18 protein-coding genes and 4 pseudogenes are annotated in these 23741 nt (G+C 63.6%); 17 read left to right on the top strand and 5 right to left on the bottom strand.

Annotation, left to right across the window (positions count from 1 at the left end):
• Positions 1 to 20: 20 nt before the first annotated feature.
• From LGN10_RS24955 to LGN10_RS24920, 8 genes and pseudogenes are all read left to right on the top strand, one after another.
• Positions 21 to 1523 carry an aldehyde dehydrogenase family protein gene (locus LGN10_RS24955; protein WP_059584809.1) on the top strand — a complete coding sequence of 501 codons (1503 nt, stop codon included), beginning with the start codon at positions 21 to 23 and terminating at the stop codon, positions 1521 to 1523.
• A 70-nt stretch (positions 1524 to 1593) separates the two neighbouring features.
• Complete coding sequence (locus tag LGN10_RS24950) at positions 1594 to 2934, top strand: aspartate aminotransferase family protein (RefSeq protein WP_226225330.1); 1341 nt, start codon at positions 1594 to 1596, stop codon at positions 2932 to 2934.
• Positions 2935 to 3164: 230 nt separating this feature from the next.
• Positions 3165 to 4667, top strand: a complete 1503-nt coding sequence (locus LGN10_RS24945) for an APC family permease (RefSeq protein WP_226225329.1) — start codon at positions 3165 to 3167, stop codon at positions 4665 to 4667.
• On the top strand, positions 4664 to 5260 hold the full coding sequence (locus LGN10_RS24940; RefSeq protein WP_059584815.1) for a DUF3156 family protein: 597 nt from the start codon (positions 4664 to 4666) through the stop codon (positions 5258 to 5260). The genes LGN10_RS24945 and LGN10_RS24940 overlap by 4 nt, the downstream gene beginning before the upstream one ends.
• Positions 5261 to 5329: 69 nt before the next feature.
• Entirely contained in the window at positions 5330 to 6268 is a 939-nt protein-coding gene (locus LGN10_RS24935; protein WP_059584816.1) for a helix-turn-helix domain-containing protein, read from the top strand.
• 171 nt (positions 6269 to 6439) lie between these two features.
• On the top strand, positions 6440 to 7648 hold the full coding sequence (locus tag LGN10_RS24930; protein WP_226225328.1) for a porin: 1209 nt from the start codon (positions 6440 to 6442) through the stop codon (positions 7646 to 7648).
• A gap of 106 nt (positions 7649 to 7754) precedes the next feature.
• Positions 7755 to 7886: pseudogene (locus tag LGN10_RS24925) on the top strand (phosphatidylinositol diacylglycerol-lyase); the annotation flags it as partial.
• 85 nt (positions 7887 to 7971) lie between these two features.
• On the top strand, positions 7972 to 8499 hold the full coding sequence (locus LGN10_RS24920; protein ID WP_226225327.1) for a GNAT family N-acetyltransferase: 528 nt from the start codon (positions 7972 to 7974) through the stop codon (positions 8497 to 8499).
• Between the two features lie 18 nt (positions 8500 to 8517).
• Here LGN10_RS24920 and LGN10_RS24915 read toward each other — a convergent pair whose 3' ends face one another.
• Positions 8518 to 9579 (bottom strand): alkene reductase, encoded by a 1062-nt coding sequence (locus tag LGN10_RS24915; RefSeq protein WP_226225325.1) that lies wholly within the window; start codon positions 9577 to 9579, stop codon positions 8518 to 8520.
• An 80-nt stretch (positions 9580 to 9659) separates the two neighbouring features.
• On the bottom strand, positions 9660 to 9968 hold the full coding sequence (locus LGN10_RS24910) for an ArsR/SmtB family transcription factor (protein WP_059584834.1): 309 nt from the start codon (positions 9966 to 9968) through the stop codon (positions 9660 to 9662).
• A 347-nt stretch (positions 9969 to 10315) separates the two neighbouring features.
• Between LGN10_RS24910 and LGN10_RS24905 the strand changes: the two genes are divergently transcribed.
• Positions 10316 to 11485, top strand: a complete 1170-nt coding sequence (locus LGN10_RS24905) for an alpha/beta hydrolase (RefSeq protein ID WP_226225324.1) — start codon at positions 10316 to 10318, stop codon at positions 11483 to 11485.
• A 30-nt stretch (positions 11486 to 11515) separates the two neighbouring features.
• Here the strand turns inward: LGN10_RS24905 and LGN10_RS24900 are convergent, their stop codons facing one another.
• A complete protein-coding gene (locus tag LGN10_RS24900) occupies positions 11516 to 11857 on the bottom strand; it encodes a cupredoxin family copper-binding protein (protein WP_226225323.1) in 342 nt (113 codons plus the stop codon).
• A gap of 19 nt (positions 11858 to 11876) precedes the next feature.
• Positions 11877 to 12821, bottom strand: a complete 945-nt coding sequence (locus LGN10_RS24895) for a metallophosphoesterase family protein (protein ID WP_226225322.1) — start codon at positions 12819 to 12821, stop codon at positions 11877 to 11879.
• 254 nt (positions 12822 to 13075) lie between these two features.
• Between LGN10_RS24895 and LGN10_RS24890 the strand changes: the two genes are divergently transcribed.
• From LGN10_RS24890 to tssJ, 8 genes and pseudogenes are all read left to right on the top strand, one after another.
• Positions 13076 to 13285, top strand: coding sequence for a phosphate transporter (locus LGN10_RS24890; RefSeq protein WP_226225321.1), 210 nt, complete (start codon positions 13076 to 13078; stop codon positions 13283 to 13285).
• 80 nt (positions 13286 to 13365) lie between these two features.
• Positions 13366 to 14208, top strand: a pseudogene (locus LGN10_RS24885) (ABC transporter permease subunit); the annotation flags it as partial.
• A pseudogene (locus tag LGN10_RS24880) lies at positions 14202 to 15057 on the top strand (AAA-associated domain-containing protein); the annotation flags it as partial. The pseudogenes LGN10_RS24885 and LGN10_RS24880, both read left to right, overlap by 7 nt.
• A gap of 534 nt (positions 15058 to 15591) precedes the next feature.
• Positions 15592 to 17943, top strand: a complete 2352-nt coding sequence (locus tag LGN10_RS24875) for a type VI secretion system Vgr family protein (protein ID WP_226225320.1) — start codon at positions 15592 to 15594, stop codon at positions 17941 to 17943.
• A gap of 4 nt (positions 17944 to 17947) precedes the next feature.
• Positions 17948 to 20293, top strand: a complete 2346-nt coding sequence (locus LGN10_RS24870; protein WP_226225319.1) for a M23 family metallopeptidase — start codon at positions 17948 to 17950, stop codon at positions 20291 to 20293.
• Between the two features lie 11 nt (positions 20294 to 20304).
• Positions 20305 to 20865, top strand: coding sequence for a hypothetical protein (locus tag LGN10_RS24865; protein ID WP_226225318.1), 561 nt, complete (start codon positions 20305 to 20307; stop codon positions 20863 to 20865).
• Positions 20866 to 21206: 341 nt separating this feature from the next.
• Positions 21207 to 22154 (top strand): annotated as a pseudogene (locus LGN10_RS24860) (transposase).
• Complete coding sequence (gene tssJ, locus LGN10_RS24855; protein WP_226225317.1) at positions 22155 to 22430, top strand: type VI secretion system lipoprotein TssJ; 276 nt, start codon at positions 22155 to 22157, stop codon at positions 22428 to 22430.
• A gap of 121 nt (positions 22431 to 22551) precedes the next feature.
• Here tssJ and LGN10_RS24850 read toward each other — a convergent pair whose 3' ends face one another.
• A complete protein-coding gene (locus tag LGN10_RS24850; RefSeq protein ID WP_059584838.1) occupies positions 22552 to 23430 on the bottom strand; it encodes a MurR/RpiR family transcriptional regulator in 879 nt (292 codons plus the stop codon).
• Positions 23431 to 23741 lie beyond the last annotated feature (311 nt).

The raw sequence follows: 23741 nt of genomic DNA, 5'->3' as shown, positions 1-23741 counted from the left end.
CGACAATCAACGAGACGCCCATGAGCAACACGAACTTCGTCGCCGTCAGCGACACCGTGCGCACCTTCGTCGCGCGCGATTTCGGCCTCTTCGTCGACGGCGCCATGCAGCCCGCGCATGCGGCGGCACGCCTCGACGTGTACAACCCGGCCACGGGCGAGCGGCTCGCCACCGTCGCGGACGCCGACGCACACGACGTCGACCGCGCCGTCGCCAGCGCGAAACACGCGTTCGACGCGCGCGTGTGGAGCGGGCTGCGGCCGGCCGACCGCGAACGCATCCTGCTGAAACTCGCGGACCTGATCGAAGCCGACGCCGAAACGCTCGCGCAGCTCGAAACGCTGAACCAGGGCAAGTCGATTCACGTGTCGCGCGCGATCGAGGTCGGCGCGAGCGTCGAATACGTGCGCTACATGGCCGGCTGGGCGACCAAGATCACCGGCCAGACGCTCGACGTGTCGATTCCGTTCCCGCCCGGCGCGCGCTATACGGCCTATACGCGCAAGGAGCCCGTCGGCGTGGTCGCCGCGATCGTGCCGTGGAATTTCCCGCTGATGATCGCGGTGTGGAAACTGATTCCGGCGCTCGCGGCCGGCTGCACGATCGTGCTGAAGCCGTCGCCGGAAACGCCGCTCACCGCGCTGCGCTTGGCCGAGCTCGCACGCGAAGCCGGCGTGCCGCCCGGCGTGTTCAACGTCGTCACGGGCGGGCGCGTTTGCGGCGCGGCGCTCGCGAGCCACCCGTCGATCGCGAAGATCTCGTTCACCGGCTCGACCGCGACCGGCAAGCTGGTCGGCGCGGCGGCCGTGCAGAACATGACGCGCTTCTCGCTGGAGCTCGGCGGCAAGAACCCCATCGTGATGCTCGACGACGTCGACGTCGCGCAGGCGCTCGACGGCGTCGCCGCCGGCGCGTTCTTCAACCAGGGGCAAGTGTGCGCGGCCGCGTCGCGCCTCTATGTGCATCGCAGCAAGTTCGCGCAACTGGCCGACGGCCTCGCCGGCGTCGCGCAGGCGATGAAGCTCGGCGCTGGCCTTGACACCACCGCACAGATCAACCCGCTCGTATCCGCTCACCATCGCGACAAGGTCGTCCAGCACATCGAAGGCGCGCGCCGCGCGGGCCTCACGTTCCTCGCGGGCGGCACGCCGGCCGACGATCTGCCCGGCTACTACGTGAAGCCGGCCGTGATCGCCGATCCGCATCCGGACAGCGCGATCGTGCGCGACGAGGTGTTCGGCCCGGTGATCGTCGTCGTGCCGTTCGACGACGCGGCCGACGCGATACGCCTCGCGAACGCGTCGCCGTACGGCCTCGCCGCGAGCATCTGGAGCAACGACCTGAAGCGCGTGATGAATCTCGTGCCGCGAATCGAGGCCGGCACCGTGTGGGTGAACTGCCATATCCCGCTCGATCCGTCGATGCCGTTCGGCGGCTACAAGCAATCGGGCATCGGCCGCGAATTCGGGCAGTACGCGATCGAAGGCTTCACCGAAACCAAATCCGTGTGCATCGCGCACTGACGCGCGGGCCGATCCGACCACCGCAAAAACCGCAAAAACCGCAACAACCGATCCGAAAGTGGAGACTGCAATGAGCTACAACGAAGCGAAGTTCTGGCACCCGATGCTGCACCCGAACGAAATGAAACAGCGCAAGCCGATCCGCATCGTGCGCGGCGACGGCTGTTACGTGTTCGACGAACAGGGGCGCAAGCTCGTCGACGGCGTCGCGGGTCTGTGGAACGTGAACGTCGGCCACAACCGCCAGGAAGTGAAGGACGCGATCGTGCGCCAGCTCGACGAGCTCGAATACTTCCAGCTGTTCGACGGCATCTCGCATCCGCGCGCCGAGGAGCTGTCGAAGAAGGTGATCGACATGCTCGAACCGGAAGGGATGCGCCGCGTGCTGTACAGCTCGGGCGGCTCCGATTCGATCGAGACCGTGCTGAAGATCGCGCGCCAGTACTGGAAGGTGCGCGGCCAGGCCGATCGCACGAAGTTCATCTCGCTGAAGCAGGGTTATCACGGCACGCATTTCGGTGGCGCGTCGGTGAACGGCAACACGGTGTTCCGCCGCAACTACGAGCCGAATTTGCCCGGCTGCTTCCACGTCGAGACGCCGTGGCTGTACCGCAATCCGTTTACGCAGGACCCGGAGGAACTCGGCAGGATCTGCGCGGAAATGCTGGCGCGCGAGATCGAGTTCCAGAGCCCGGACACCATCGCCGCGTTCATCGCGGAGCCGATCCAGGGCGCGGGCGGCGTGATCGTGCCGCCGGCCAACTACTGGCCGCTCGTGCGCGAGGTGTGCGACCGCTACGGCGTGCTGCTGATCGCCGACGAAGTCGTGACGGGCTTCGGCCGCAGCGGCAGTATGTTCGGCAGCCGCGGGTGGGGCGTGCGCCCGGACATCATGTGTCTCGCGAAGGGGATTTCGTCGGGCTACGTGCCGCTCGGCGCGACGGTCGTGAACGCGCGGATCGAGGACGCGTTCGCCGCGAACGCCGATTTCGGCGGCGCGATCATGCACGGCTACACGTACGCCGGCCACCCGGTCGCGTGCGCGGCCGCGATCGCGAGCCTCGACATCGTCGTGAAGGAGGATCTGCCGGCGAATGCGGCGAAGCAGGGCGCGTATCTGCTCGAGGCGCTGCGGCCGTTCGCGGAACGCTTCGCGGCGGTCGGCGAGGTGCGCGGCAAGGGGCTGATGCTCGCGCTCGACCTCGTCGCGAACAAAGACACGCGCGAGCCGATCGATCCGCTGTCCGGCTACGCGAACGCGGTCGCGGAAGTCGCGCGCGAGAACGGCGTGCTGGTGCGTCCGGTCGGCACGAAGATCATCCTGTCGCCGCCGCTCGTGATCCAGCGCGAACAGCTCGACCGGATCGTCGACGCGCTCGCGGCCGGCTTCGAGGCCGTGCCGTTCGCATGACGGCGTGACCGGCAAACCCGCGGCGGAGGGTAAACGCCATCGCGGGTTTGCCGATTTGCGCTATGACCGGATTATTTTGCCTGCGTATTTTTTCGACATCGGATCACGCCGTGATCGACAGGGGCCCGGGGCATCGACGCGCTGACGCACCGCCCGGGGCCGACCGCAAAGCATCTGGCCCCGGCCGCTGACGAAGCGCCGGTTCGGGCCAACCCACGAAGGAGACAACGATGTCGGGATGGTCGGGAATGACCGGCGCCGCGGGCGATACGTCCGCCGGCTCGCCGGCTGAAGCAGGCGGCGGCGCCGCATTGAAGGCCGGCGCGGTCGGTTTCCCGACCGCGCTGGCGAGCGCGGTCGGCCTCATCATGGCGAGCCCGGTGATCCTCACCGCGACGTCGGGCTTCGGGATGGGCGGCTGGGCGTTCGCGGTCGCGATGATCGTCGCGTTCGTGATGATGCAGGCGCAGGCCACGACCTTCTCCGAAGCCGCCGCGATGCTGCCGACGGCCGGCTCGGTTTACGATTACCTGTCGTGCGGGCTCGGCCGCTTCTGGGCGATCACCGGCACGATTTCCGCGTATTTCCTCGTGCACGTGTTCGCCGGCACCGCGGAGACGATCCTGAGCGGCATCATGGCGCTCGTGAACTTCGAATCGCTGAACGCCGCGTTCGAGAAGCACAATAGTTCGTGGCTCGTCGGCGTCGGCCTCGTGGTCACGTTCGCGATCACCAACATCATCGGCATCAAGGTGTTCAGCAAGCTGGAGATCGTGCTGACGGCCGGCATGTGGCTGTCGCTGATGATCTTCGGGATTCTCGGGCTCGCGGCCGCGCCGGCCGTGCATCTGGACGGCTGGTTCGGCGGCTCGGAAGTCGGTACGTCGATCCCGTCCGTGCTGTCGCTGGTCGGGATGGCGATGTTCATGTTCGTCGGCTGCGAGTTCGTCACGCCGCTCGCGCCGGAGATGAAGGCGCCGGGGCGCACGATTCCGCGCGCGATGGCGCTCGGCCTCGTCGGCGTCGCGATCTGCATGTTCCTGTACGGCGCGGCGATCCGCCGCCAGGTCGCGAACGTGCCGGTGAGCCCCGACGGCCTCACGCACCTGCTCGACACGCCGGGTGCGATCCCCGCGTTCGCGCTGCAGGTGCTCGGGCCGTTCGGGCGCGTGTGGTTCGGCATCGCGTTCCTGTGCGCGGGCGCCGCGACGATCAACACGCTGATGGCCGGGCTGCCGCGCATCCTGTACGGGATGGCGATCGACGGCGCGCTGCCGCGCTGCTTCGCGTACCTGCATCCGCGCTTCAAGACGCCGGTGGTCGGCATCGTCGCGTCGGCGATCGTGCCGATCGTTCATGCGTGGCTGATCAACGGCAATCTCGACAGCATCCTCCACCTCGTGCTCGCCGCCACCTGCGCGTGGGGCACCGCGTACCTGCTCGTCACCGCGTCGGTCGTGATGCTGCGCATCCGCCGGCCTGACTTGCCGCGCCCGTACCGCTCGCCGCTGTTCCCGCTGCCGCAGATCGTGTCGAGCGTCGGCATCGTGCTCGCGATCTGGTACATCACGCCGCCCGGCATGAACGCGCGCGACATCTACGTGCCGTTCGGCGCGATGCTCGGGCTCACCGCGCTGTATGCGCTGTTCTGGACGCTCGTCGTGCAGCGCCGGCATCCGTTCAGGCCGGTGCCGGTCGAGGACGTGCTGCGCAACGAGCACGTCGCGTCGTGAAGGCCGCGCTTGGCTCGCGGCGTGCGGCGCTCGATGCGCCGCCGCCCGGCCATCGGCCCGGCGCGATCGCCGCGCGCGTGCTCGCCGACCTGCGGGCCGTGCGCGACGCCGACGCGGTCGGTGGCGTCGGCGGCGTCTCGGCACGGCTGCCGAACGGCGTGCGCGTGGGCATCGACGAGCGCGTCGAGCGCCAGTTCCTGATGCATACGGTCAGCGTGACGGTGACGGCCGCCGCCGACGGCCCGGCCGCGCAGGGCAGCGCATGCGTGCGGCAGACCGGCTGGCTGCGCCGTACGGGTATCGAAGCCGTGCCCGCGCCCGGATGCGACCCCGTCTTCATCGACACGCTGGCCGCGCTGCTTGCCGGGCCGTCGCTGGCCGACGCGCTGCGCGGGCTGCACCTGACCGACTGCGCGATCGCCGCGCGCGATGGCCGCTGGACGCTCGCGATCGTGCCGTTCGGCGGTAGCGAGGTCGTGAACCGGATGCCGTCGTTTCGCCGCTATGTCAGGCTGATCGACGAGCAGGCCGCCGCGCTGTCGGCGGCCTGTCTTGCGTTCGAAGCCGCACTGCGCGGGATTTTGCGAGGGTAAGCTGTGGCGATGCGTGCCGCGTGAACCCGGCGGTCGCATCGAGAAATCAGGGTTTTACCGGAGGTGCCGATGCTGTTCCAGTCACGCTCACACGAAGACGTGCACGATCACGGGCTCGCGATCGCGGGCTGGCATCAGGTGTACCGTCAGATGACGCCGGGCCGTTTCAAGGGCACCGTCACGCAGGTGCTGTACGACGATTTCCACTTCTTCCGGGAAACGACCAACCGGCGCGTCGCGCAAACCGGGCTCGCGCCGGCCGGGCGCACGTCGCTCGCGGTGCCGTTGTCCGTGCCGCTCGCGGGCACGTTCCAGGGCCAGCCGGTCGACGGCTATGCGCTGCTCGCGCTGCGCGCCGGCGAGGATTTCGAATTCCACACGCCGGAAGGGATGGGGCTCGTCGGGATCAGCGCGGCGTCCGACATGGTCGACGAGCTGTGCGAGGCCGAATTCGGCGCGGCCGGCGCGCGCCGGCTGCGGCACGTGACGCGGCTGTCCGACGCGCAGGGCGTCGCGCTCGGCGTGCGGCTGTCGTCGCTGATCGACGACGCGCAGCGCAATCCGGGCTGCCTCGAATACGCGGCCACCCGCAAGATGTTTCGCGACGCGATGCTCGGCATGTTCCTCGACGCGCTCGAACAGGGGATCGGCGTCGAGCGCCGCGACATCACGCACGCCACCTACAGCGACATCGTGAGCCGCTGCGAGAAGCATCTGCGCGACCGGCCCGAGGAACCCGTCACCGTGCTCGAACTCTGCCGCGCGCTGCGTTGCAGCCGTCGTACGCTGCAAACGAGCTTCCAGCGCGTGGCCGACGTCACGCCGGTCGGCTACCTGCGCACGATCCGGCTGAATGCGGTGCGTCGCCTGCTGCGCACGACGTCGGTGCGGCAACTCGGCGTCGGCGAAGCCGCGGCGAGCTGGGGCTTCACGCATCTCGGCTATTTCGCGCGCGAGTATCGCGACCTGTTCGGCGAGCTGCCGTCGCAAACCTTGCGTCCCGAATGACGCCTTCCCGCCGCGGCCGCGCCGCCGAGTATCGTCATGTGTCGCCCGTCCTCATCACCGTTTGCTGATTTGGGATAGAGGTCCGGAATTTTCGCTGGATACAGTCCTGCCACCCATATCGACAACACCATCGGTTTGTACTGCGAATCGATGACTATTGAGGGGCGGGACATGAAGAACGGACGACGACTGACCGCAGCCGCGGCCATGCTGGGTTGCCTGCACGCGCACGCGCAGACTTCGGGGAGCGTGACGCTGTACGGCACCGTGGACACCGGCATCATCTATTCGACGAACCAGCAATTCACGCGCGCCGACGGCAGCACGGGCGGCGGCCATGCATGGCAGATGGGCGGCGGCAACCTCGTGCCGTCCCGCTTCGGCTTCCAGGGCGCCGAGCCGCTCGGCGGCGGCCTGAGTGCGGTGTTCACGCTCGAGCAGCAGTTCCTGTCCGCGAGCGGGCAGGCGCTGCAGGGCGGCACCGCGTTCAGCCGGCAGGCGTGGGTCGGGCTGCGCCAGGATTCGATCGGCACGCTCGGCCTCGGCCGCCAATACGATTCGTACACGGACATGCTCGGCGCGTACGTGTCGAGCAACAACTGGGCGACGCCGTATGGCTCGCATCTCGGCGACGTCGACAACCTGAATGCCGCGTTCAACTTCAACAACGCGGTAAAGTTCACCAGTGCCGATTTCAACGGCCTCACGTTCGGTGGCACGTTCAGCTTCGGCGGGCAGGCCGGCGATTTTTCCGCGAAGCGCGGCTATGCGGTGGCCGCGACGTACACGCGCTCGCCGGTGGCCTTCTCGGTCGGCTACCTCGACCTGCACCAGCCGCTCGACGCGGCGCTCGGCGGCGCGAGCGGCTATATCGGCGATTTCGCGTGCGGCAACCCGGGCGCGATGTATTGCCTGCTGCAGGATGCGGGCTCGATGCGCGCGTTCGGCGCGGGCGGGTCGGTCACGCTCGGCGCGGCGACGCTCGCGCTGACCTATACGCATACGCGGCTCGGCGAGAGCCGCTATTTTTCGAGCGCTGCGCAGCCGCGCACGCAGGCGTTCACGTTCGACGTCGGCGAGCTGAACGTCACGTACATGTTCACGCCGGCGCTGCAAGGCGGCGTCGCGTACATCTTCAACGCCGCGCATACGGACGGGCGCGGCACGACGCGGTTCCACCAGGTAAACGTCGGCACGAACTACAGCCTGTCGAAGCGCACCGCGCTGTATGCGGTCGCGATCGGCCAGATCGCGAGCGGCACGGGGCTCGGCACCGATGCGGACGGCAACGCGGCGAACTATGCGCAGATTCCGGTGCTCGCGAACAGCAATTCGAGCCGGCAACTGGCCGTGATGGCCGGGATTCGCGTGAACTTCTGATCTGGCCGGGAAGGTCCGGCCGGGAAGGTCCGGTTAGGAATCTCTGGCCGGGCAGGTCGGGCGCGTGCGCGACACATGGTCCCGCAAGGCGGGGCAGCCGGATCGCGCACGGCATCCGCGTCTGCGCTGGCATGGCGGCGGCACGCTGCCTGCGCTCGGCATCGACCTGACCGCATGGCCCGACAACGCGACGTTGACGATCGACCATCCGGACGGCGCGCTCGTGATCCACGACGACCGCCTGGATCGGGCATTCGACACGATACGTGTGAAGATTCGACTATAGTGACGGCCGTTCCAGACCGTCTGCCCGAATTGCCGTGATGCCTGTATCGATCCTGATTCGCCCCGCCACGCGGGAAGACGCGGCCGCGATGGCCGCCGTGGAAGTCGCCGCCGCGCAGCGGTTTCGCGCGATCGGCATGGCCGACATCGCCGACGGCGAGCCGACCGATGCGGCCGCCGTGCTCGAGCGCATCGACGACGGCCGCGCGTACGTCGCGGTCGATCCGCAACGCACATGCGTGGGGTTCGCGTTCTACCGGCTGCTCGATGCGCGGCGGTTGTATCTGGAGGAACTGGATGTCGCGCCGTCGCATGCGGGGCAGCGTATCGGCGCGCGCCTGATCGAACAGGTGACGGCGCGCACGGCGCGGGAAGGGATCACGGAGATCGTGCTGTCGACGTTCCGCGACGCGCCGTGGAATGCTCCGTACTACGCGCGCCTCGGTTTCCGGATCATCGACGATGCAGCACTCGACAACCCGCTGCGCGCGATACGCGCGCACCACGTCGCGCTCGGTCTCGACGAAACACGGCGCGTGTTCATGCGCGCGGACGTGCGCATCTGAACCCGCGCCGTTGTGCCGTCAGGCCGCGTCGCTCAGCGCCGGGTAGTCGGTGTAGCCGGTTTCGCCTTCCGCGTAGAACGTCTCCGGCACCGGCTGGTTGAGCGGCGCGCCGAGTTCGAGACGGCGCGGCAGGTCCGGGTTCGCGATGAACAGCTTGCCCCACGCGATCGCGTCGGCGGTGCCGTTCGCGAGCGCGGCCTGCGCGGTGTCGAGCGTGAACTGCTCGTTCGCGATCAGCGGGCCGCCGAACGCTTCCTTCAGGCGCGGGCTCAACTGGTCGCCCGAATACGATTCGCGCGTGAAGATGAACGCGATCTTGCGGCGGCCGAGTTCGCGCGCGACATAACCGAAGGTTGCCGCAGGATCGGAATCGCCCATCGTATGCGCGTCGCCGCGCGGCGCAAGGTGCACACCGACCCGGCCCGCGCCCCACACGTCGATCGCCGCGTCGACCACTTCGAGCATCAGGCGCGCGCGATTCTCGATCGGGCCGCCGTACGCATCGGTGCGGCGATTGGTGCTGTCCTGCAGGAACTGGTCGAGCAGGTAGCCGTTCGCGCCGTGAATCTCCACGCCGTCGAAGCCCGCCGCCTTCGCGTTCTCGGCGCCCTTGCGATACGCGGCGACGATGCCCGGAATCTCGTCGAGTTCGAGTGCGCGCGGCGTCACGAACGGACGCGGCGGACGCACGAGGCTCACGTGGCCGCCCGCGGCGATCGCGCTCGGCGCGACCGGCAGGTCGCCGTTCAGGAACATCGGATCGGAGATCCGGCCGACGTGCCAGAGTTGCAGCACGATGCGCCCGCCGGCCGCGTGCACGGCCTGCGTGATCTGCTTCCAGCCTTCGACCTGCTCGTCGGACCAGATGCCGGGCGTGTCGGCATAGCCGACGCCTTGCGGCGTGACCGACGTCGCTTCGGTGATGATCAGGCCGGCCGATGCGCGCTCGGCGTAGTAGCGCGCCATCAGCGCGTTCGGCACGCGCGCCGTGCCCGCACGGGCGCGGGTGAGCGGCGCCATCACGATGCGGTTCGGCAGGGTCAGGTCACCGAGGGTAACGGGATCGAACAGCGTGGGCATGGCAAATAACCTCTTATGAAAGGCGGAGAAGCCGTCGGGTCGGATACGACGGCGCCCCGCATGGCCGGTTCGGCCGTTGGCTAGAGTTCGCGACGCAGCGCGTCGTGAAATGCGTCGATGACGGCCTCGTTGCGCCGGAAGAACGCCCACTGGCCGATCCGCGTCGACGTCACGAGCCCCGCGCGCTGCAGCGTCGCGAGGTGCGCGGAGACGGTCGACTGCGACAGCCCGCAGCGCGCGTCGATCTGGCCCGCGCAGACGCCGTGTTCGTATGGCAGCGTCTGCTGCGGAAAATGCTCGTCGGGCGTTTTCAGCCAGACGAGGATTTCCCGGCGCACGGGGTTCGAGAGCGCTTTCAGGATCGCGTCGATGTCGAGTTCGGTCGGCATGGAAAGGCTGGGTGTTTCGGTCGGGCAAACGGGTATCGTCGATGGGCGAATCATATATCGTCTTTTTGCGATATGTTTGAAAGCACTGCCGGCAATGGGGTTGATAGGGCGTTGTAATCTCGGGGTCGGATAGAGCGCGATGTGAACCGCCGTCGATGAGGGCCGCCGGCTTCAGGTCGCCTTGCCTGCAATCGGCTATCGCCGTACGAGATCGGGCGAAGCGCGCGTCGGCGCGGAGCGCGATACGCAACCGGCGGGCTGATTCGTTTTCCGCAACGGACCGGCGGCGCGCGACGGATTCTGCGACCATCGCCGTTCAAGTCATATCCGCCACCCGAGCCGCCGCCATGTCCGTCACTTCCGCTGCCTTTTCCCGCATCCGACTCTCGCGCATGCTGCCGGCCGCTCGAGCCCTGTCATATGCCGTTCCGCTCGCGCTGGCCTGTGCCGCCGTCGGCATGCTGGTCGGCGCGCGGCCGGCGGAAGCCATTACGCCCACACAGCGCGAACGTCTCGAAGCGCCGGTCAAGGCCGTCGCCGACCAGCGCATAACCGTCGACACGCCGCAGGGCCGTGCGGTGTTGCCCGTCTACGCCGATCATCCGCTCGACCAGGCCGCGCCCGACGTCACGCGCGTGTTCATCGTGATTCACGGCACGCTGCGTAATGCCGACGCGTACTACGCATCGGGGCGCGAGGTCGTCGAGAAGGCCGGTGCGGCCGGCACGGGCACGATGGTCGTCGCGCCGCAGTTCCTGACACGCGCCGACGTGCGCGCGTTTTCGTTGCCCGCGCCGACGCTCGCATGGACGCAGGAAGGATGGAAGGACGGTGAACCGGCCCGCCAGGCGGGCCCGATCAGCTCGTTCGCGGCGCTCGACGCGCTGCTCGCGCATTTCGCCGACCGCGGCCGGTACCCGTCGTTGTCGACGGTCGTCGTGATCGGCCACTCGGCCGGTGCACAGTTGCTGCAGCGTTATGCGGTGGTCGGGCGCGAAGGCGACGCGCTCGCGCGTACCGGCATTGCCGTGCGCTACGTGGTCGCGAACCCGTCGAGCTACCTGTATTTCGACGACGAACGGCCGAATGCCGAGGCCATGGCAGGCGGCGCCTGCCCGCGCGCGACCGAATGGAAGTACGGGTTGAAGTCGGCGCCGCCTTACGTTGCATCGCAGGACGTGCGCGATCTCGAAACGCGCTATGTCGCGCGCCATGTCGTGTACCTGCTTGGGCAGGCCGACACGAATCCCACCACGCATTTCATCGACCGTTCGTGCGCGGCGATGGCGCAGGGGCCGTACCGGCTCGCGCGCGGGCTCGCGTATTTCGATTACCTGAAGAAGCGGCATCCGGACGATCTCGCGCAGCAGGTCGTCGAAGTGCCGGGCGTCGGGCATGACGGCCTCGGCATGTTCACGTCCGCTTGCGGGCTGGCCGTGCTGTTCGGGCAGGCGCTGCCGCAGTCGTGCCCGGTCGTCGCCGGTACCGCGCCGGGCATGCGCTCGGCGGGGCGGTGAGCATACGCCGATGACGACCGGCCGGCATCGTCATTCGACGGTGATCGTTTCCTTCATGTACGGATGAATGCCGCAGAACACCTTGTAGACGCCCGGCTTGTCGAAGCGGAACGCATACGTCTCATCCTGGTCGAGCGCCTTCGAATGAAAGATGCCGGCATCGTTGACGACGGTGTGCGGTTCCGCGTCGAGGTTCTTCCACGTGATCGTCGTGCCGGCCTTGATCGTGGTCGACATCGGCGAGAACATGAAATTGCGGATCGTCACGAGCGGGCCGGTCGGGCCTTGCGCGAACGCGGCGGGCGGCATGCCGGCGGCCGCGCCGCACAGGAACAGCACCGCGACGATTCGAGATGGCTTGAAGCGGATCATGTCGGTTTCCTTATTTTTGTCACGCAAGCGTCGTGTCATGCAGCGACGACGCGACCGGATGGCCGGCGAATTCGACGGTCGTCACGCCGAGCATCGAAGGCAGCCGGTCGTGCGGCACCGTGAGCGGCACCGGGCCCGGGCCGTTGCCGGCCGTCGGCTGCGGGAAAGCGGTGGACCGGGCGGTATGAAACGTCACGTTGCCCTCGACCTTCGACACGATCTGGTGGATGTGCCCGTTCAGCACGGTGACCGAGCCGAAGCGGCGCAGCAGCGCCATCGTCTGCGGCGCGTCGCCGGTGCCCCAGCCCCACGGTTCGTAGATGGTCCACATCGGCATGTGCGAGAACACGACGATCGGCGTGCTCGACGAGCGGCCTTTCAGGTCCTGCGCGAGCCACGCGAGCTGCTCGTCGCCGAAGCTGCCGAGCCCGTTCGGCTTGAAGTGCATCACGTTGACGAGGCCGATGAAGTGCACGCCCGCGTGGTCGAAGCTGTAATAGCCGCGGTTGTCCGACGCGTTGCCGAACCGGCCGAAATATTCGGCGCCGGAACGGTCGGTGACGTCGTGCTCGCCGGGCACCGTGTGCAGTTCCGGCACGCGCAGCGCGGACAGCAACTGCGACGCGTGGTCGAATTCCTCGGGCTTCGACAGATGCGTGATGTCGCCGGTATGGATCGCCAGCGCGGGCAGCGCAGGCATCCCGTTGACGAGATCGATCGTCTGCTTCAGCGTGGCCGACACGTCGGGATTCGCGTCCTTGTTGAAGCCGATGTGCGTATCGCTGATCTGCACGAACAGCGGCTGGCCCGCGGCGGCCGGGCGCGCGTCGCCGGCCTGCGCGAGGGCGAGATCGAACGGCGTGAGGATGCCGCCCGACAGCGTGAACAGCGTGCCGAGGCCGCCGAAGGCCATGCATTGCAGGGCCTTGCGGCGTGACGGGCGGGTGGGGGTCGATGAAGCCATGTGAGCCTCGCATTCGCGTGACGAAACCGGACGGCCGGATCGTCCTGGAATAAGCCGGCGCCTTCGCATGCGATACCGGCGAAGCGGCGGATTTATTCCCGGCCGTTGCGAGGTCGAACATCCGGGTTGGCGGCCGGCGGGACGGTGCGCGACTCCCACCGGATGACGTGTCAATGTCCTGTAAGTGACACGTCACATTTGCGTCACGACTGCCCGATAGCCTCCCACTCCGAATCACCTCTCCGGAGCCCTTCATGCCGAACCTCGCGGCAACGGATACGGACGGTGCGATCGGTCACCGCCTGCGCACCCTCAGCCTCGCGCTGTTTTTTCTGGTCATTGCCGGGGGCATCGCCCCGGTCGGCATCCGCCCCGATGCCGATCTCCGTCTCGTCAAGGAAGGCTCGGTGCCGCCGATCGCGCCGTCGGCCATCCCGTACCGCGCACCGCACGGGCTGTCCTGATTCGCACCGCGGCTGCGACGCCTGGCTCCGCGGCATGCGGCCGGACCCATCGATTTTCAATTCAACACAAGACGCTACCGATGGATATCGGTTTCTTCGATCCGAATCGCACCGCCAACGCGTCCGCGTGGCGCGTGCTGCCCAACCGCTGGGACGCGGTCGCGTTTCCGCTGATCATCGGCATACTCGCGATGGCGATCGTCGGTTTTCACCAGACGATGGCGCCGATCGGCGTGCTGCAGATGCAGAAGATCTTGCTCGATCCGTCGAACCTGCCCGAATACGCGTTGCGTACCACGCTGCGGATGCTCGCCGCGATGATCGCGCCGCTCGCGTTCACGCTCGTCTACGGCACGCTCGCCGCGAAAAGCCGCCGCGCGGGCATGGTGCTGATCCCGATCCTCGACATCCTGCAGTCGGTGCCGGTGCTCGGCTACATCTCGATTACCGTCACGTTCTTTCTCGCGCTGTTTCCAGGCCGCGTGCTTGGTGCGGAGCTGGCCGCGATCTTCGCGATCTTCACGAGCCAAGCATGGAACATGACGTTCAGCTTCTACCAGTCGCTGCGCACGGTGCCGCGCGACCTGAGCGAAGTGTCGCGCGGCTTTCACCTGACGCCGTGGCAGCGCTTCTGGAAGCTCGAAGTGCCGTTCTCGATGCCGGGCCTGATCTGGAACATGATGATGTCGATGTCGGGCGGCTGGTTCTTCGTCGTCGCGTCGGAGGCGATCACCGTCGGCAACCAGACGATCACGCTGCCGGGCATCGGCGCGTATCTCGCGCAGGCCATCTCCGACAAGAATCTCGGCGCGGTCGGCTGGGTGATCGTCGCGATGTCGGTCGTGATCCTCGCCTACGACCAGTTCCGGCTCCGCCCGCTCGTCGCGTGGGCCGACAAGTTCCGGATGGAGAACACCGCGTCGGTTTCGCGCGTGCGCTCGTCGTCGATCCGACGATCCTGCTGATGGACGAGCCGTTTTCCGCACTCGACGTGCTGAGCGCCGAAACGCTGCGTACCGACCTGCTTGATCTGTGGACGCAAGGCCGCATGCCGATCAAGTCGGTGCTGATCGTCACGCACAACATCGAGGAAGCGGTGTTCATGTGCGACCGCATTCTCGTGCTGTCGTCGAATCCGGGCCGCGTGATCGCCGAGATCAAGGTGCCGTTCAGGCATCCGCGCAACCGGCTCGACACCGATTTCCGCAAGCTGGTCGACGATATCTACGCAAAGATGGCCGCGCGTCAGACCGGCGAGGCGACGAAGAAGGGGCTCGAACTTGGCAGCTGGATGCCGCGCGTGTCGACGAACCTGATGGCCGGCCTGATCGAGACGCTCGCGATGGCGCCGTACCACGGGCGCGCCGACATGCCGGAAATCGCGGGCTCGCTGCATCTGGAAGTCGACGAACTGTTTCCGATCGCGGAAGTGCTGCAGCACCTCTGTTTCGCGGACGTGCGCGAAGGCGACGTGTTCCTGACGCCGCCCGCGCGCGTGTTCGCGGAATTCGGCACGCAGGAACGCAAGCTGATGTTCGCCGGATCACTTGCTGAAGCACGTGCCGCTCGCTGCCCGGATCCGGAAGGTGCTGAACGAGCGTCCGGGCCATCGTGCGCCGCGCCTGCGCTTCGAACAGGAGCTGGAGGATTTCCTGTCCGACGAAGCGGCGGAGGAAACGCTCGATGCGGTGATCGACTGGCGGCGGTACGGGGAGGTCTTTTCGTACAACGACAAGACGGAAGCGTTCAGTCTCGAGGATGTCGACTCGTAAAGTCGGAAAGTAGATGTAGGGCGCGACATTCCTCCGTCACCGATGTCGCGTCGACGTCGGGGCGTGACAATTTTCTACATTTCAAAATTCGGTTATTTATCAGGTCAATGGATTGATGCCGTTCGACATGTCGAGGATTCACATGGGATTTTTTGGATATTGTTCTGTATAAAATATACTTGAATTTCGAAAGGGTCGGATTTCTCCGGTGGTGGCGGGAAGCCCTCGTTGTAGCAGCATGAAAGTCTATCTTTCCTCTTCATTGGCTCGATTTTAGCAGTGCTTGTGGAGATCGTTGTTTGAGGCAATGAGAGATAAGGAAAAATAGAAATTGTATTAAAAGTAAATAAAAATTCATAAAATAAATAAGTGATTTTGCGGATTATGTAAAGATTCCGAATTGCCGGATATGTGACCGGTATGTGTTCATCTTCGTGAACACATGCTTCACTGGCGAGAGCGTTGTGGCACTGCGTCCCTGAATGCGTGAATGGGCGAACGTGCCGGTGTAAAACCTCTCGTTCAACGGCAACCATGCGAACCATTCAGGATGTACTGAAACACCCCAATTCGGTCGTTACCCAACCACTGCATATCGAGATCGCGGCGCTCGATGTGCCGGTCTCCGTTCTGTCATTCGTTCTGACCGAGGAAATGAATACGCGATTCCTCGCGGACATCATCGTGACCTCGCGGGACAAGCGGATCGATGGTGCGATGATTGTGGGCCAGCCGGCAGTCTTCACGATCGAGGAACACGCTTCCGTGCCGTCGATGGCGGCCGTGATCGATCCGGTTCGGCATGCGGTGCGTACCGTGCACGGCGTCGTAACGCAATGGACTCGCATCAAAACGTCTCGCGACGAAGCGACCTACCAAGTCCATCTGAAGCCGCGTTTCGCGCTGCTTGAAGAGGTGCACGATTCGGCCGTATTGCTGGACAAGTCGTTTCGCGAGTTGCTGAGCGACATGATCGTCGATCGTGACTTGTTCCAATCCTTCGACGTCGAGTTCGAGCTGGAAGGGCTCAACGGGAAGCTCGAGCAAACCGTGATGTACGAAGAGACGGTCGCGAACTTTATCGACCGGCACTGCCGGCGCGCGGGTGTCTATTACTACTTCAAGCAGGCGAAGAAGGAAGATGGCCCGCAACGCGACACGTTGGTGTTCGGCAATACGCCGCGGGGCTATATGCGAGCGCTCGAGGTGCCGTTGATGCCGCATTTCGGTCTGACGAGCTGGCACGAGGCGATGCTGACGCTGGAAGTCACGCGCGCGCTGGTGCCGCAGACGGTGCGCGAATGGGATCGCAACTACCGCATACCCGACGATCCGCTGCAAGTCGAATCGCTCGTGGCCCATGACGACCGCTCGGTCTATGGGAGCGTCAACCGCAGCATCGAGCACTTCCATTCGGTCGAGGAAGGACAGGCGCTGGCTGACGCGCGGCGTGACGAACTGCTCACGCGGCAGATTCGGCTCACGGGCACGAGTAACGTCATCGGCATGACGCCTGGCATGGTGGTGCGGATCACCAATGACGAGGTGCAGGAGGCGCCGCACGGGATGGTGATCACGAAGCTCGTCACGACCGGCAGCCGGAGCCAGTCGGTGGTCAACACCTTCGAAGCGATCCCCGCACATCAGACCTACCGGCCTGAATACGTTCCTGAAAAGCATTGGCGATGGATCGCCGGCATGCTGATCGGTGTGGTCGAGTCCGGCGATGACGAGCCGTACGCTTGGGTGGACGAGTATGGCCGCTATCGCGTCAGGCTCCTGTTCACCCGGCACAGCGGCAAGCGTGGCACGAACAGCATGCCATTGCGCGTGCTGCGTACATCCGCGTCGTACCAGGGCGGCCTGCACATCCCCTTGCTGCCGCGGTCCGAAGTACGCGTCGTCGCGACCCAGGGAAATTGCGACCGTCTGCTGATCGCAGGGGCCCTGCATGACCATGCGCGTCGCGACCTCGTCCACGGCAAGGAGGGCTGGTATAGCCGCGCCGTGTTTCGCTCGCCATTGCTCGGCAACAAGTTGCGTTTCGAGGATCTCAGAGACCACGAGGGCATCCGGTTGGCGACGGTGTTCGGGCAGTCGTCGCTCAATATGGGCCATCTGGTCGACAGGGACAAGAACAAGCGCGGCCAGGGCTTCGAATTGACCACGCAGAAATGGGGCACGTTGCGCGCGCCAAAGGGGCTCTTCGTTTCGGCAGACGCACCAGGTGGATCCGAGACGCCTCATCTCGACATGCCCGCCGCTATCGCGCAACTTAAGGCTGCATTGCAGCGCGTAACGGACCTTGCGGCCGCGACGACACAAGCCAGGGCCGACCGTGCGGACCGTACGACGCAGGCGGCGCTGCTCGACGGCCTCGATCAGCTTCGCGACGCGGGGTTGCTTGCGAGTGCTCCCGGCGGCATCGCATTCGTGACAGCGAAATCACTGCAGCAATCGACGGGCGAGAACGTGATCGTCACCGCAGGCCGGGACATGGACGTGAGCATCGTGAAGCGATTGCGCATGGTGGCGGGTGACCTGATCTCGCTGTGTGCGCACAAGCTCGGGATCAAGATTTTTTCGAAAGGAAAAATCGAGCTTCAGGCGCAAGGCGCTTCGATGGATCTCTTCTCCGACGAGCAATTGCACGTGTCGAGCGCTGGCGCGAATGTGCTCGTGAGCGCCAAGACGAGGGCGATGGTCGCGTGTGGCGGCGCGTCGATGACCATCGAGAACGGCAATGTCGTCTTCAATTGTCCGGGTGAATTTCGCATCAGGGCCGCCTCATTCGTGTTCGAAGGGCCGCGCCATACGTCCGTCAACCTGCCGCAACTGCCGGTGAGCGACTACTCGCCCAGCTCAAGATACGGCCACACACGGTAACGAGATGATCATCAGTCCGCCTTTTTTGCCCAAAGCCGGCCTTGCGGCCCCGACGGGGACGAGCCCCGATCCGATGATGGACGTTATAGACGAGCTCGAATGCGATCACGGCGTCTATCCGATCGCCTTCGATCGGCGCTGGCATTGCGGCATGCATCTTCAGCCCACTGAGAAGGGCGAGGTGTACGCGATCGCCGACGGAGAAGTCGTCGCCTATCGGGTCTGCCAGCATGCGTTTGACAGCGGCGCGAGCCATATCGGCTTCGTGTTGCTCAAGCATACGACCGAGACGGGTGAAGGTCGTACGCTGATCTTTTACTCACTTTATATGCATCTGCTGCCGCTGGTGGAATATATGAAGCACGGTGCGGACAAAGAGCGTTTGCCGGAATTCCTGCGCACGCCGACTGGCCCGGTGAGCAAGGGGCAGGTGACGCCGGCTGTCTCGGGAGAGGGCAACAAGGTTCGGCGCAAAGATGTGCTCGGATGGCTCGGCCAGTACGAGGGCATGCCGCATTTGCATTTCGAAATCTTCATGTTGCTGGAAGACTTTGACGCCTACTTCGGGAGCACACAGCTGGGTAACAGCACGCCTACTTCGCCGAATGGAACCGACTGGTGGGGGCACGCGTATTTCGTCATTCCGGCAGGCAGGAACTTTCGCCGTTTGCCTGAGAAGGCCGATGCTCGAAACAAGTTGCACGGGATTGAATTCAAGCCGGGCCACGAGGGCTCGAATACCTTGCCGTTGCTTGTCGAGACCTACTTCAGCGTCGGCTCGAAATACACCAATGTTTGGAGTATGGCGCAAGACGGCACCCGAACGTTGCTTACGCCGCAACCGGTCGAGGAAAAGGACTACGAATACGACCTGTACAAGCGTGCGACGGCGCTTTATTCGTCATGCCCGAGCGACGGCTACGAGTTGCTGCGCTTCGGTCGCATCCTGTCGCCGACTCAAACACTGGCGGCAGAGGCGCGCGCGACGTGGATGCAGGTCAAATGGACGGCGGACAAGGCAGGCTACATCGATATCAATGACCCGAGTATCCAGAAGTTCTCCGATGCGGATTTCCTGTCATTTATGGGCTGGCAGAAAATCAGTGAAGGGAACACTCCGTTCGACAGTGACGGAATGTGCGATGTGGCAGCGTTGAAGGAAATACTGGACGATGCCGCTCCGCACGAGGTACCAGCCGTGAAAGATGAAACGCCGGAAGCTCACAAGGCGAGAGCACTTTCAGGGTATGTGCGAGGCAACGCCCAGGTACGGAAGCAATTGCGCGGGTTCATCTGCAACGCACCGAGTGAATGGGACAGCACGAACAACGAGGAGCGCTATGCGAGCCTGCTTGACGAGGGTGGCTACTATCACGGAAATGACAAAGGCTACAACGATTTCATGACGTATCTGAAGGAGGTTCAGTTTTGGGACAAAACGGGGCTTCCAGCGGGGCAGAAGCTTTGGTTTTTTCATCCGCTTGAATTTATTCGGCATTTCAGGAAGTGTGGGTGGATTGATAGGGATGAGTTCAAAAATATCTACCCAGATAGCCGCTATAGTCGTGATCAGCTGCCAGCTCCGAATCAATTGCGTGATAATTATTTTGGGCCGTTAAATAAGACGACTAGAAAGTATGGGCTGACATCGCCAATCAGGTTATCCCATTTTATTGGTCAAGGCGCTATTGAGAGTAATTGCTTGGCAACTATGCAGGAAACAAGCATGCTCGGAAAAATTAAGGATGGAAAGTTCTACGGTCAAGTTATCAATCCGATATCGAAAGTGCCGGAGTCTACATTGGGACATTGGTATGGTCAGAGTTCTGGTGAGGATGATGCTTGGTATCGGTCGGAAAAATTTAACAGCAAAGGTGCACGCATCGCGAGCTCGTACGACTGGCGGAATGGTAACTGTGATCGGGGCGATTCACAGAAGTTCCGTGGGAGAGGTTTCAAGCAATTGACAGGGCGAAGTAATTATGCCAGCTACTGGGTATTCAGGGGGTGGATTTCGAACTCGTCCTTTACCGAATCGTGGTGGATCGACTCAGCATTTCGTGCGCGAAATCGCGGTGGTATGACGAAGATTCCTGCAGTAATTGATAGACCTCATGATGTTGCTCTTCCTGACAACAGTATGGACAGTGGAGGGTTTTACATGAGATTCGAGCGGCCACAGGTGGCTAGGAATATCGATCGCGATTCCTCGGGGGTAGCAATTTCGGAAGCCGATCAACAAAGGGAGCGGGCGATATCGCGCGATGTTACGTATGCCATTAACGGGGGCTATACGGATTGGGAGCGACGTTTAGAGTACACGCGTTTTGTAAAGAATGTGATTTTGTAATGGGAAAATATATGTATAAATTTTGGAGGGGCTTGTTTGCGCTAATGCTGGCATCTACTGCTATTCGTGTCTATGCGGGTGGCGCTTATGAGGTGATTGGAACATCATTGAAAATCGGTGGTTCAAAAATTTGTTTGCTTGATAAGGAGGCGCGCTACGCGATTGAGAGCTTCGATAAATCCGCTGTCATGCTTTCCGAGACAACATATGTCGATAAGCGTCAGCTGGATCAGTGCCAACCTGGGGTGGCGATTCACGTTCTTTCGATTCCGACGCGCGTTGGTGTGCTGTCGGATATAAATATCTCGAAGGGAATTTACGTTGCGCTTGATTTTGTTAATGTACGCCCATTTTTATATTTGGCTACAGTGGCTCGCGTCGGGACTTCAAAAAATATTGTGTCTCTGAAGGGGGCGTATGTTGCTGGTAAAAAAATCGGTGAGCTTAGGGGCACGGCTTTTAACAGTAGTGGTGAGGCGGGGCATCGATTATTTCTCCCGATGGACGCTATGTGGCGCCAGCTGGTGAAATGGATTGCTCTAAAACATCTTATCCGGGGGTATGGGATATAAAAAATAATCGTCGTGTTGTGATGGCGAATGATGTCTGTGTTGGGCTCTTTAAAAAATAAAGAGAAATGGATTGGTTACAGTTTTTGCGTGATGCTTGCTGTATGGTCCCGATTCGAGTGTGCCTTAATCTGTGGCATCGGAATGATTGGCTGTTGATTTATTTAAAATTAGTGCGGGATCATTGATGGGATGGCGTCAAATGTTGACTGAAAATCAGTAGTCGGCCTTGAACAATTCGTAAAGGCTTGTGCAGCAAGGCTCGATAGCTGAACCGGTGTTGTGAGATTTGCAAGGCGCAGGCATATTGACGCGAGATTCCTGCAAATTCTGCCGAGGTTTGGATGGGCCCGAAGACGCCGACGACCGAGGGAGATTTCTTCCGCCAACGGCTGCGCGAGCAGATCAACTTGAAGCATCCGCTGGTGCGCTTGGCTGATCTGATTGATTGGGATCGGTTGAACAAGACGATGAGCGAGAGCTTCGTGTCGCACCGGGGCCGGCCGGCGAGCTCGCCGCGTCTGATTGGCGGGCTGCTGTACTTGCTGCACGCGTTCGACCTATCGGACGAAGACGTGGTCTGGCAATGGCTAGAGAACCCGTATTGGCAGGTCTTCACCGGCGAGACGTACTTGCAGACGAGGCCGCCGATCGATCCGTCGAGCCTGACGCGCTGGAGCAAGCGGCTGGGCGAAGCTGGCGTTGAGGAACTGTTGGCCGAGACGATTGAGGCGGCCAAGCGTGCCGACGTCATCAAGACGTCGAGCCTGAAACGAGTGATCGTCGATACAACGGTGATGGAAGTATCTCGAAGGGCAAAGCCCGCAGACCGTACGAGTTCGGCGTGAAGGTGTCGACCACGACGACGCACAAGGAAGGCTTGGTGGTTGGGGCGCGCTCGATGCCAGGAACCCATACGACGGGCGCACGCTGGCCGAAGCGTTGGAACAGGCGGCGATCCTAAGTGATGTTCAACCGGAGATCGCTGTCGTTGATCGCGGCTACAAGGGCGTCGCCGTGGACGGCGTGAAGGTCTATCACCCCGGGTTGCGACGCGGCATCACACGCGGCCTGCGCGCGATGATCCGACGTCGCAGTGCAATCGAGCCGGCCATTGGGCATATGAAAGCGGACGGCAGGCTCGATCGAAACTGGCTCAAGGGCGCGTTGGGCGATGCGATTCATGCGGTGCTGTGTGGCGCCGGCCACAATCTGCAGATGATCCTTCGCAGGCTGCGGCTTTTTACGTCTTGATTCTTGCGCTACTGATTGAGCGCGGGACTGCTGCCTAGATGCGATGTGACGCTCTCCCCAGAGCAAAACGAATTGTTCAGGGGCGACTACTGAAGGCCGATCTGCTCGGCAGCATGGAGACTACGATCGTGCATGGTGCTACGGTGAAACTGTCCACGCCGATGGCAGCCGACACGCAAGCCGTGGGCGTGGTGGGGTTCTTTCGTGATCAGCGTGGCGCCGAGTGGCAACGAGTGATTCCGAAGTCGCAGTCGAAGAAGACGGATCCCGTCAAGTTGGTCGTGACGGGCAACCGGATGGAGCTGGCGCCCTGAACGAGGGAATGCGACGGTGGTTGGCACGACGCGTGACATGTGCGGATTTGCAGTTCGGGATTCGAATTGCACACGCCACGAGGCCGAGCGCTGATGCCCAAGCCCGAATGGCCACACGCGATCACTCCGGCAGGTCGCGCTGGTTGGTATCCCACTCGATCCCGCCGGCATTGAGCCGCTCGATCTTTTCCATCCGCTGCCGCGCGAGCTCCGGCAGCCGGTTCGTCACGGCGATCACGAGCGCCTCGGTGAGCGCCAGCGCCGGCACGTTGGTCTGCAGCATCGCGAACGGGCGCCCCTGGATCCGCAGCACGATTTCCGCGAACGCGGCGATCGGCGAGCGCCATTCGTCGGTGACCAGCAGGATCCGCGCGCCGAGCCGGTGCGCGGCCTGCGCGAAGCGGATGCTGTCCTTCTGGTAACGGCGAAAGTCGAAGATCACGAGCACGTCGTTGCGCCCCATGTCGACCAGCGCGACGGACGCGAGATTCACGTTCGGCTCGACGTACTGCACACGCGGCCGCGCATAGGCGAGCGTGAACGAGAACAGCGACGCGAGCGGCGCCGTATACCGCCCGCCGCCGCAGAAAATGCGTACGTCCGGATCGGCCAGCACCGCCACGGCCGCGTCGAACGCGGCCGCGTCGAGCCCTTCGATCGTCGCCGCGAGCGATTCGGACAGCCGCTGGAAGATCGCCGCATGACTGTCGCGCATGCCCGTTTCCGAGTGGAACGCATCCATCCGCGCGAGTGGCGAATTCATCGCGGTGTCGATCTCGTCGTGCAGCGCCTGCTGGAACGACGAGTAGTTCGGGAAACCGATCCGGACGACGAAGCGGAACACGGTCGGGTCGCTGACTTCCGCCTGCTTCGCAAACTGCGCGATGGGGCCCAGCCCGAGACTGGGATAGCGCTCCAGCAACGCCTGCGCGACCTTCTGTTCCGACGGCGTGAAGCTATCCATCTGGGATAACAACAACGCCCTGATGCTCGTCCCCATCGGTACTCCGGCTTTCTATCTGAATTGAACTGAACGACCAAACGGCAGACGGGCGTCTGCCGCCAACTGCACGCATGTTAGCCGATCGACGTGCCGCAGGCCGCGTACGCCCTGAAATTAGAGGGACGCATCACCCTGCTCAACGAATACGTTCATATTTGTAATAAATCGAACATTCATTGTCGGCCTTATCGACGTGCTCTCGCTTCAAATTCGGGGCTTACCCTAGGTTTTGGCCCAAAAAACCGAGTGCTATGATCGCGGCCTCACTGAAATGTATCGTTTATTACATGTCGGCTTGGCAGCGTCGA

This window comes from Burkholderia sp. AU32262 (assembly GCF_020419985.1).
Taxonomy (GTDB): domain Bacteria; phylum Pseudomonadota; class Gammaproteobacteria; order Burkholderiales; family Burkholderiaceae; genus Burkholderia; species Burkholderia semiarida.
The sequence above is the reverse complement of the archived record's forward strand: the minus strand, read 5'-3'. Positions and strand labels throughout refer to the sequence as shown.

Excerpts from the sequence above, each read along its gene's own strand:
- LGN10_RS24955 (WP_059584809.1), top strand. The coding sequence starts at position 21 with ATGAGCAACACGAACTTCGTCGCCGTCAGCGACACCGTGCGCACCTTC.
- LGN10_RS24950 (WP_226225330.1), top strand. The coding sequence starts at position 1,594 with ATGAGCTACAACGAAGCGAAGTTCTGGCACCCGATGCTGCACCCGAAC.
- LGN10_RS24945 (WP_226225329.1), top strand. The coding sequence starts at position 3,165 with ATGTCGGGATGGTCGGGAATGACCGGCGCCGCGGGCGATACGTCCGCC.
- LGN10_RS24935 (WP_059584816.1), top strand. The coding sequence starts at position 5,330 with ATGCTGTTCCAGTCACGCTCACACGAAGACGTGCACGATCACGGGCTC.
- LGN10_RS24930 (WP_226225328.1), top strand. The coding sequence starts at position 6,440 with ATGAAGAACGGACGACGACTGACCGCAGCCGCGGCCATGCTGGGTTGC.
- LGN10_RS24920 (WP_226225327.1), top strand. The coding sequence starts at position 7,972 with ATGCCTGTATCGATCCTGATTCGCCCCGCCACGCGGGAAGACGCGGCC.
- LGN10_RS24915 (WP_226225325.1), bottom strand. The coding sequence starts at position 9,579 with ATGCCCACGCTGTTCGATCCCGTTACCCTCGGTGACCTGACCCTGCCG.
- LGN10_RS24910 (WP_059584834.1), bottom strand. The coding sequence starts at position 9,968 with ATGCCGACCGAACTCGACATCGACGCGATCCTGAAAGCGCTCTCGAAC.
- LGN10_RS24905 (WP_226225324.1), top strand. The coding sequence starts at position 10,316 with ATGTCCGTCACTTCCGCTGCCTTTTCCCGCATCCGACTCTCGCGCATG.
- LGN10_RS24900 (WP_226225323.1), bottom strand. The coding sequence starts at position 11,857 with ATGATCCGCTTCAAGCCATCTCGAATCGTCGCGGTGCTGTTCCTGTGC.
- LGN10_RS24895 (WP_226225322.1), bottom strand. The coding sequence starts at position 12,821 with ATGGCTTCATCGACCCCCACCCGCCCGTCACGCCGCAAGGCCCTGCAA.
- LGN10_RS24890 (WP_226225321.1), top strand. The coding sequence starts at position 13,076 with ATGCCGAACCTCGCGGCAACGGATACGGACGGTGCGATCGGTCACCGC.
- LGN10_RS24875 (WP_226225320.1), top strand. The coding sequence starts at position 15,592 with ATGCGAACCATTCAGGATGTACTGAAACACCCCAATTCGGTCGTTACC.
- LGN10_RS24870 (WP_226225319.1), top strand. The coding sequence starts at position 17,948 with ATGATCATCAGTCCGCCTTTTTTGCCCAAAGCCGGCCTTGCGGCCCCG.
- LGN10_RS24865 (WP_226225318.1), top strand. The coding sequence starts at position 20,305 with ATGTATAAATTTTGGAGGGGCTTGTTTGCGCTAATGCTGGCATCTACT.
- tssJ (WP_226225317.1), top strand. The coding sequence starts at position 22,155 with ATGCGATGTGACGCTCTCCCCAGAGCAAAACGAATTGTTCAGGGGCGA.
- LGN10_RS24850 (WP_059584838.1), bottom strand. The coding sequence starts at position 23,430 with ATGGGGACGAGCATCAGGGCGTTGTTGTTATCCCAGATGGATAGCTTC.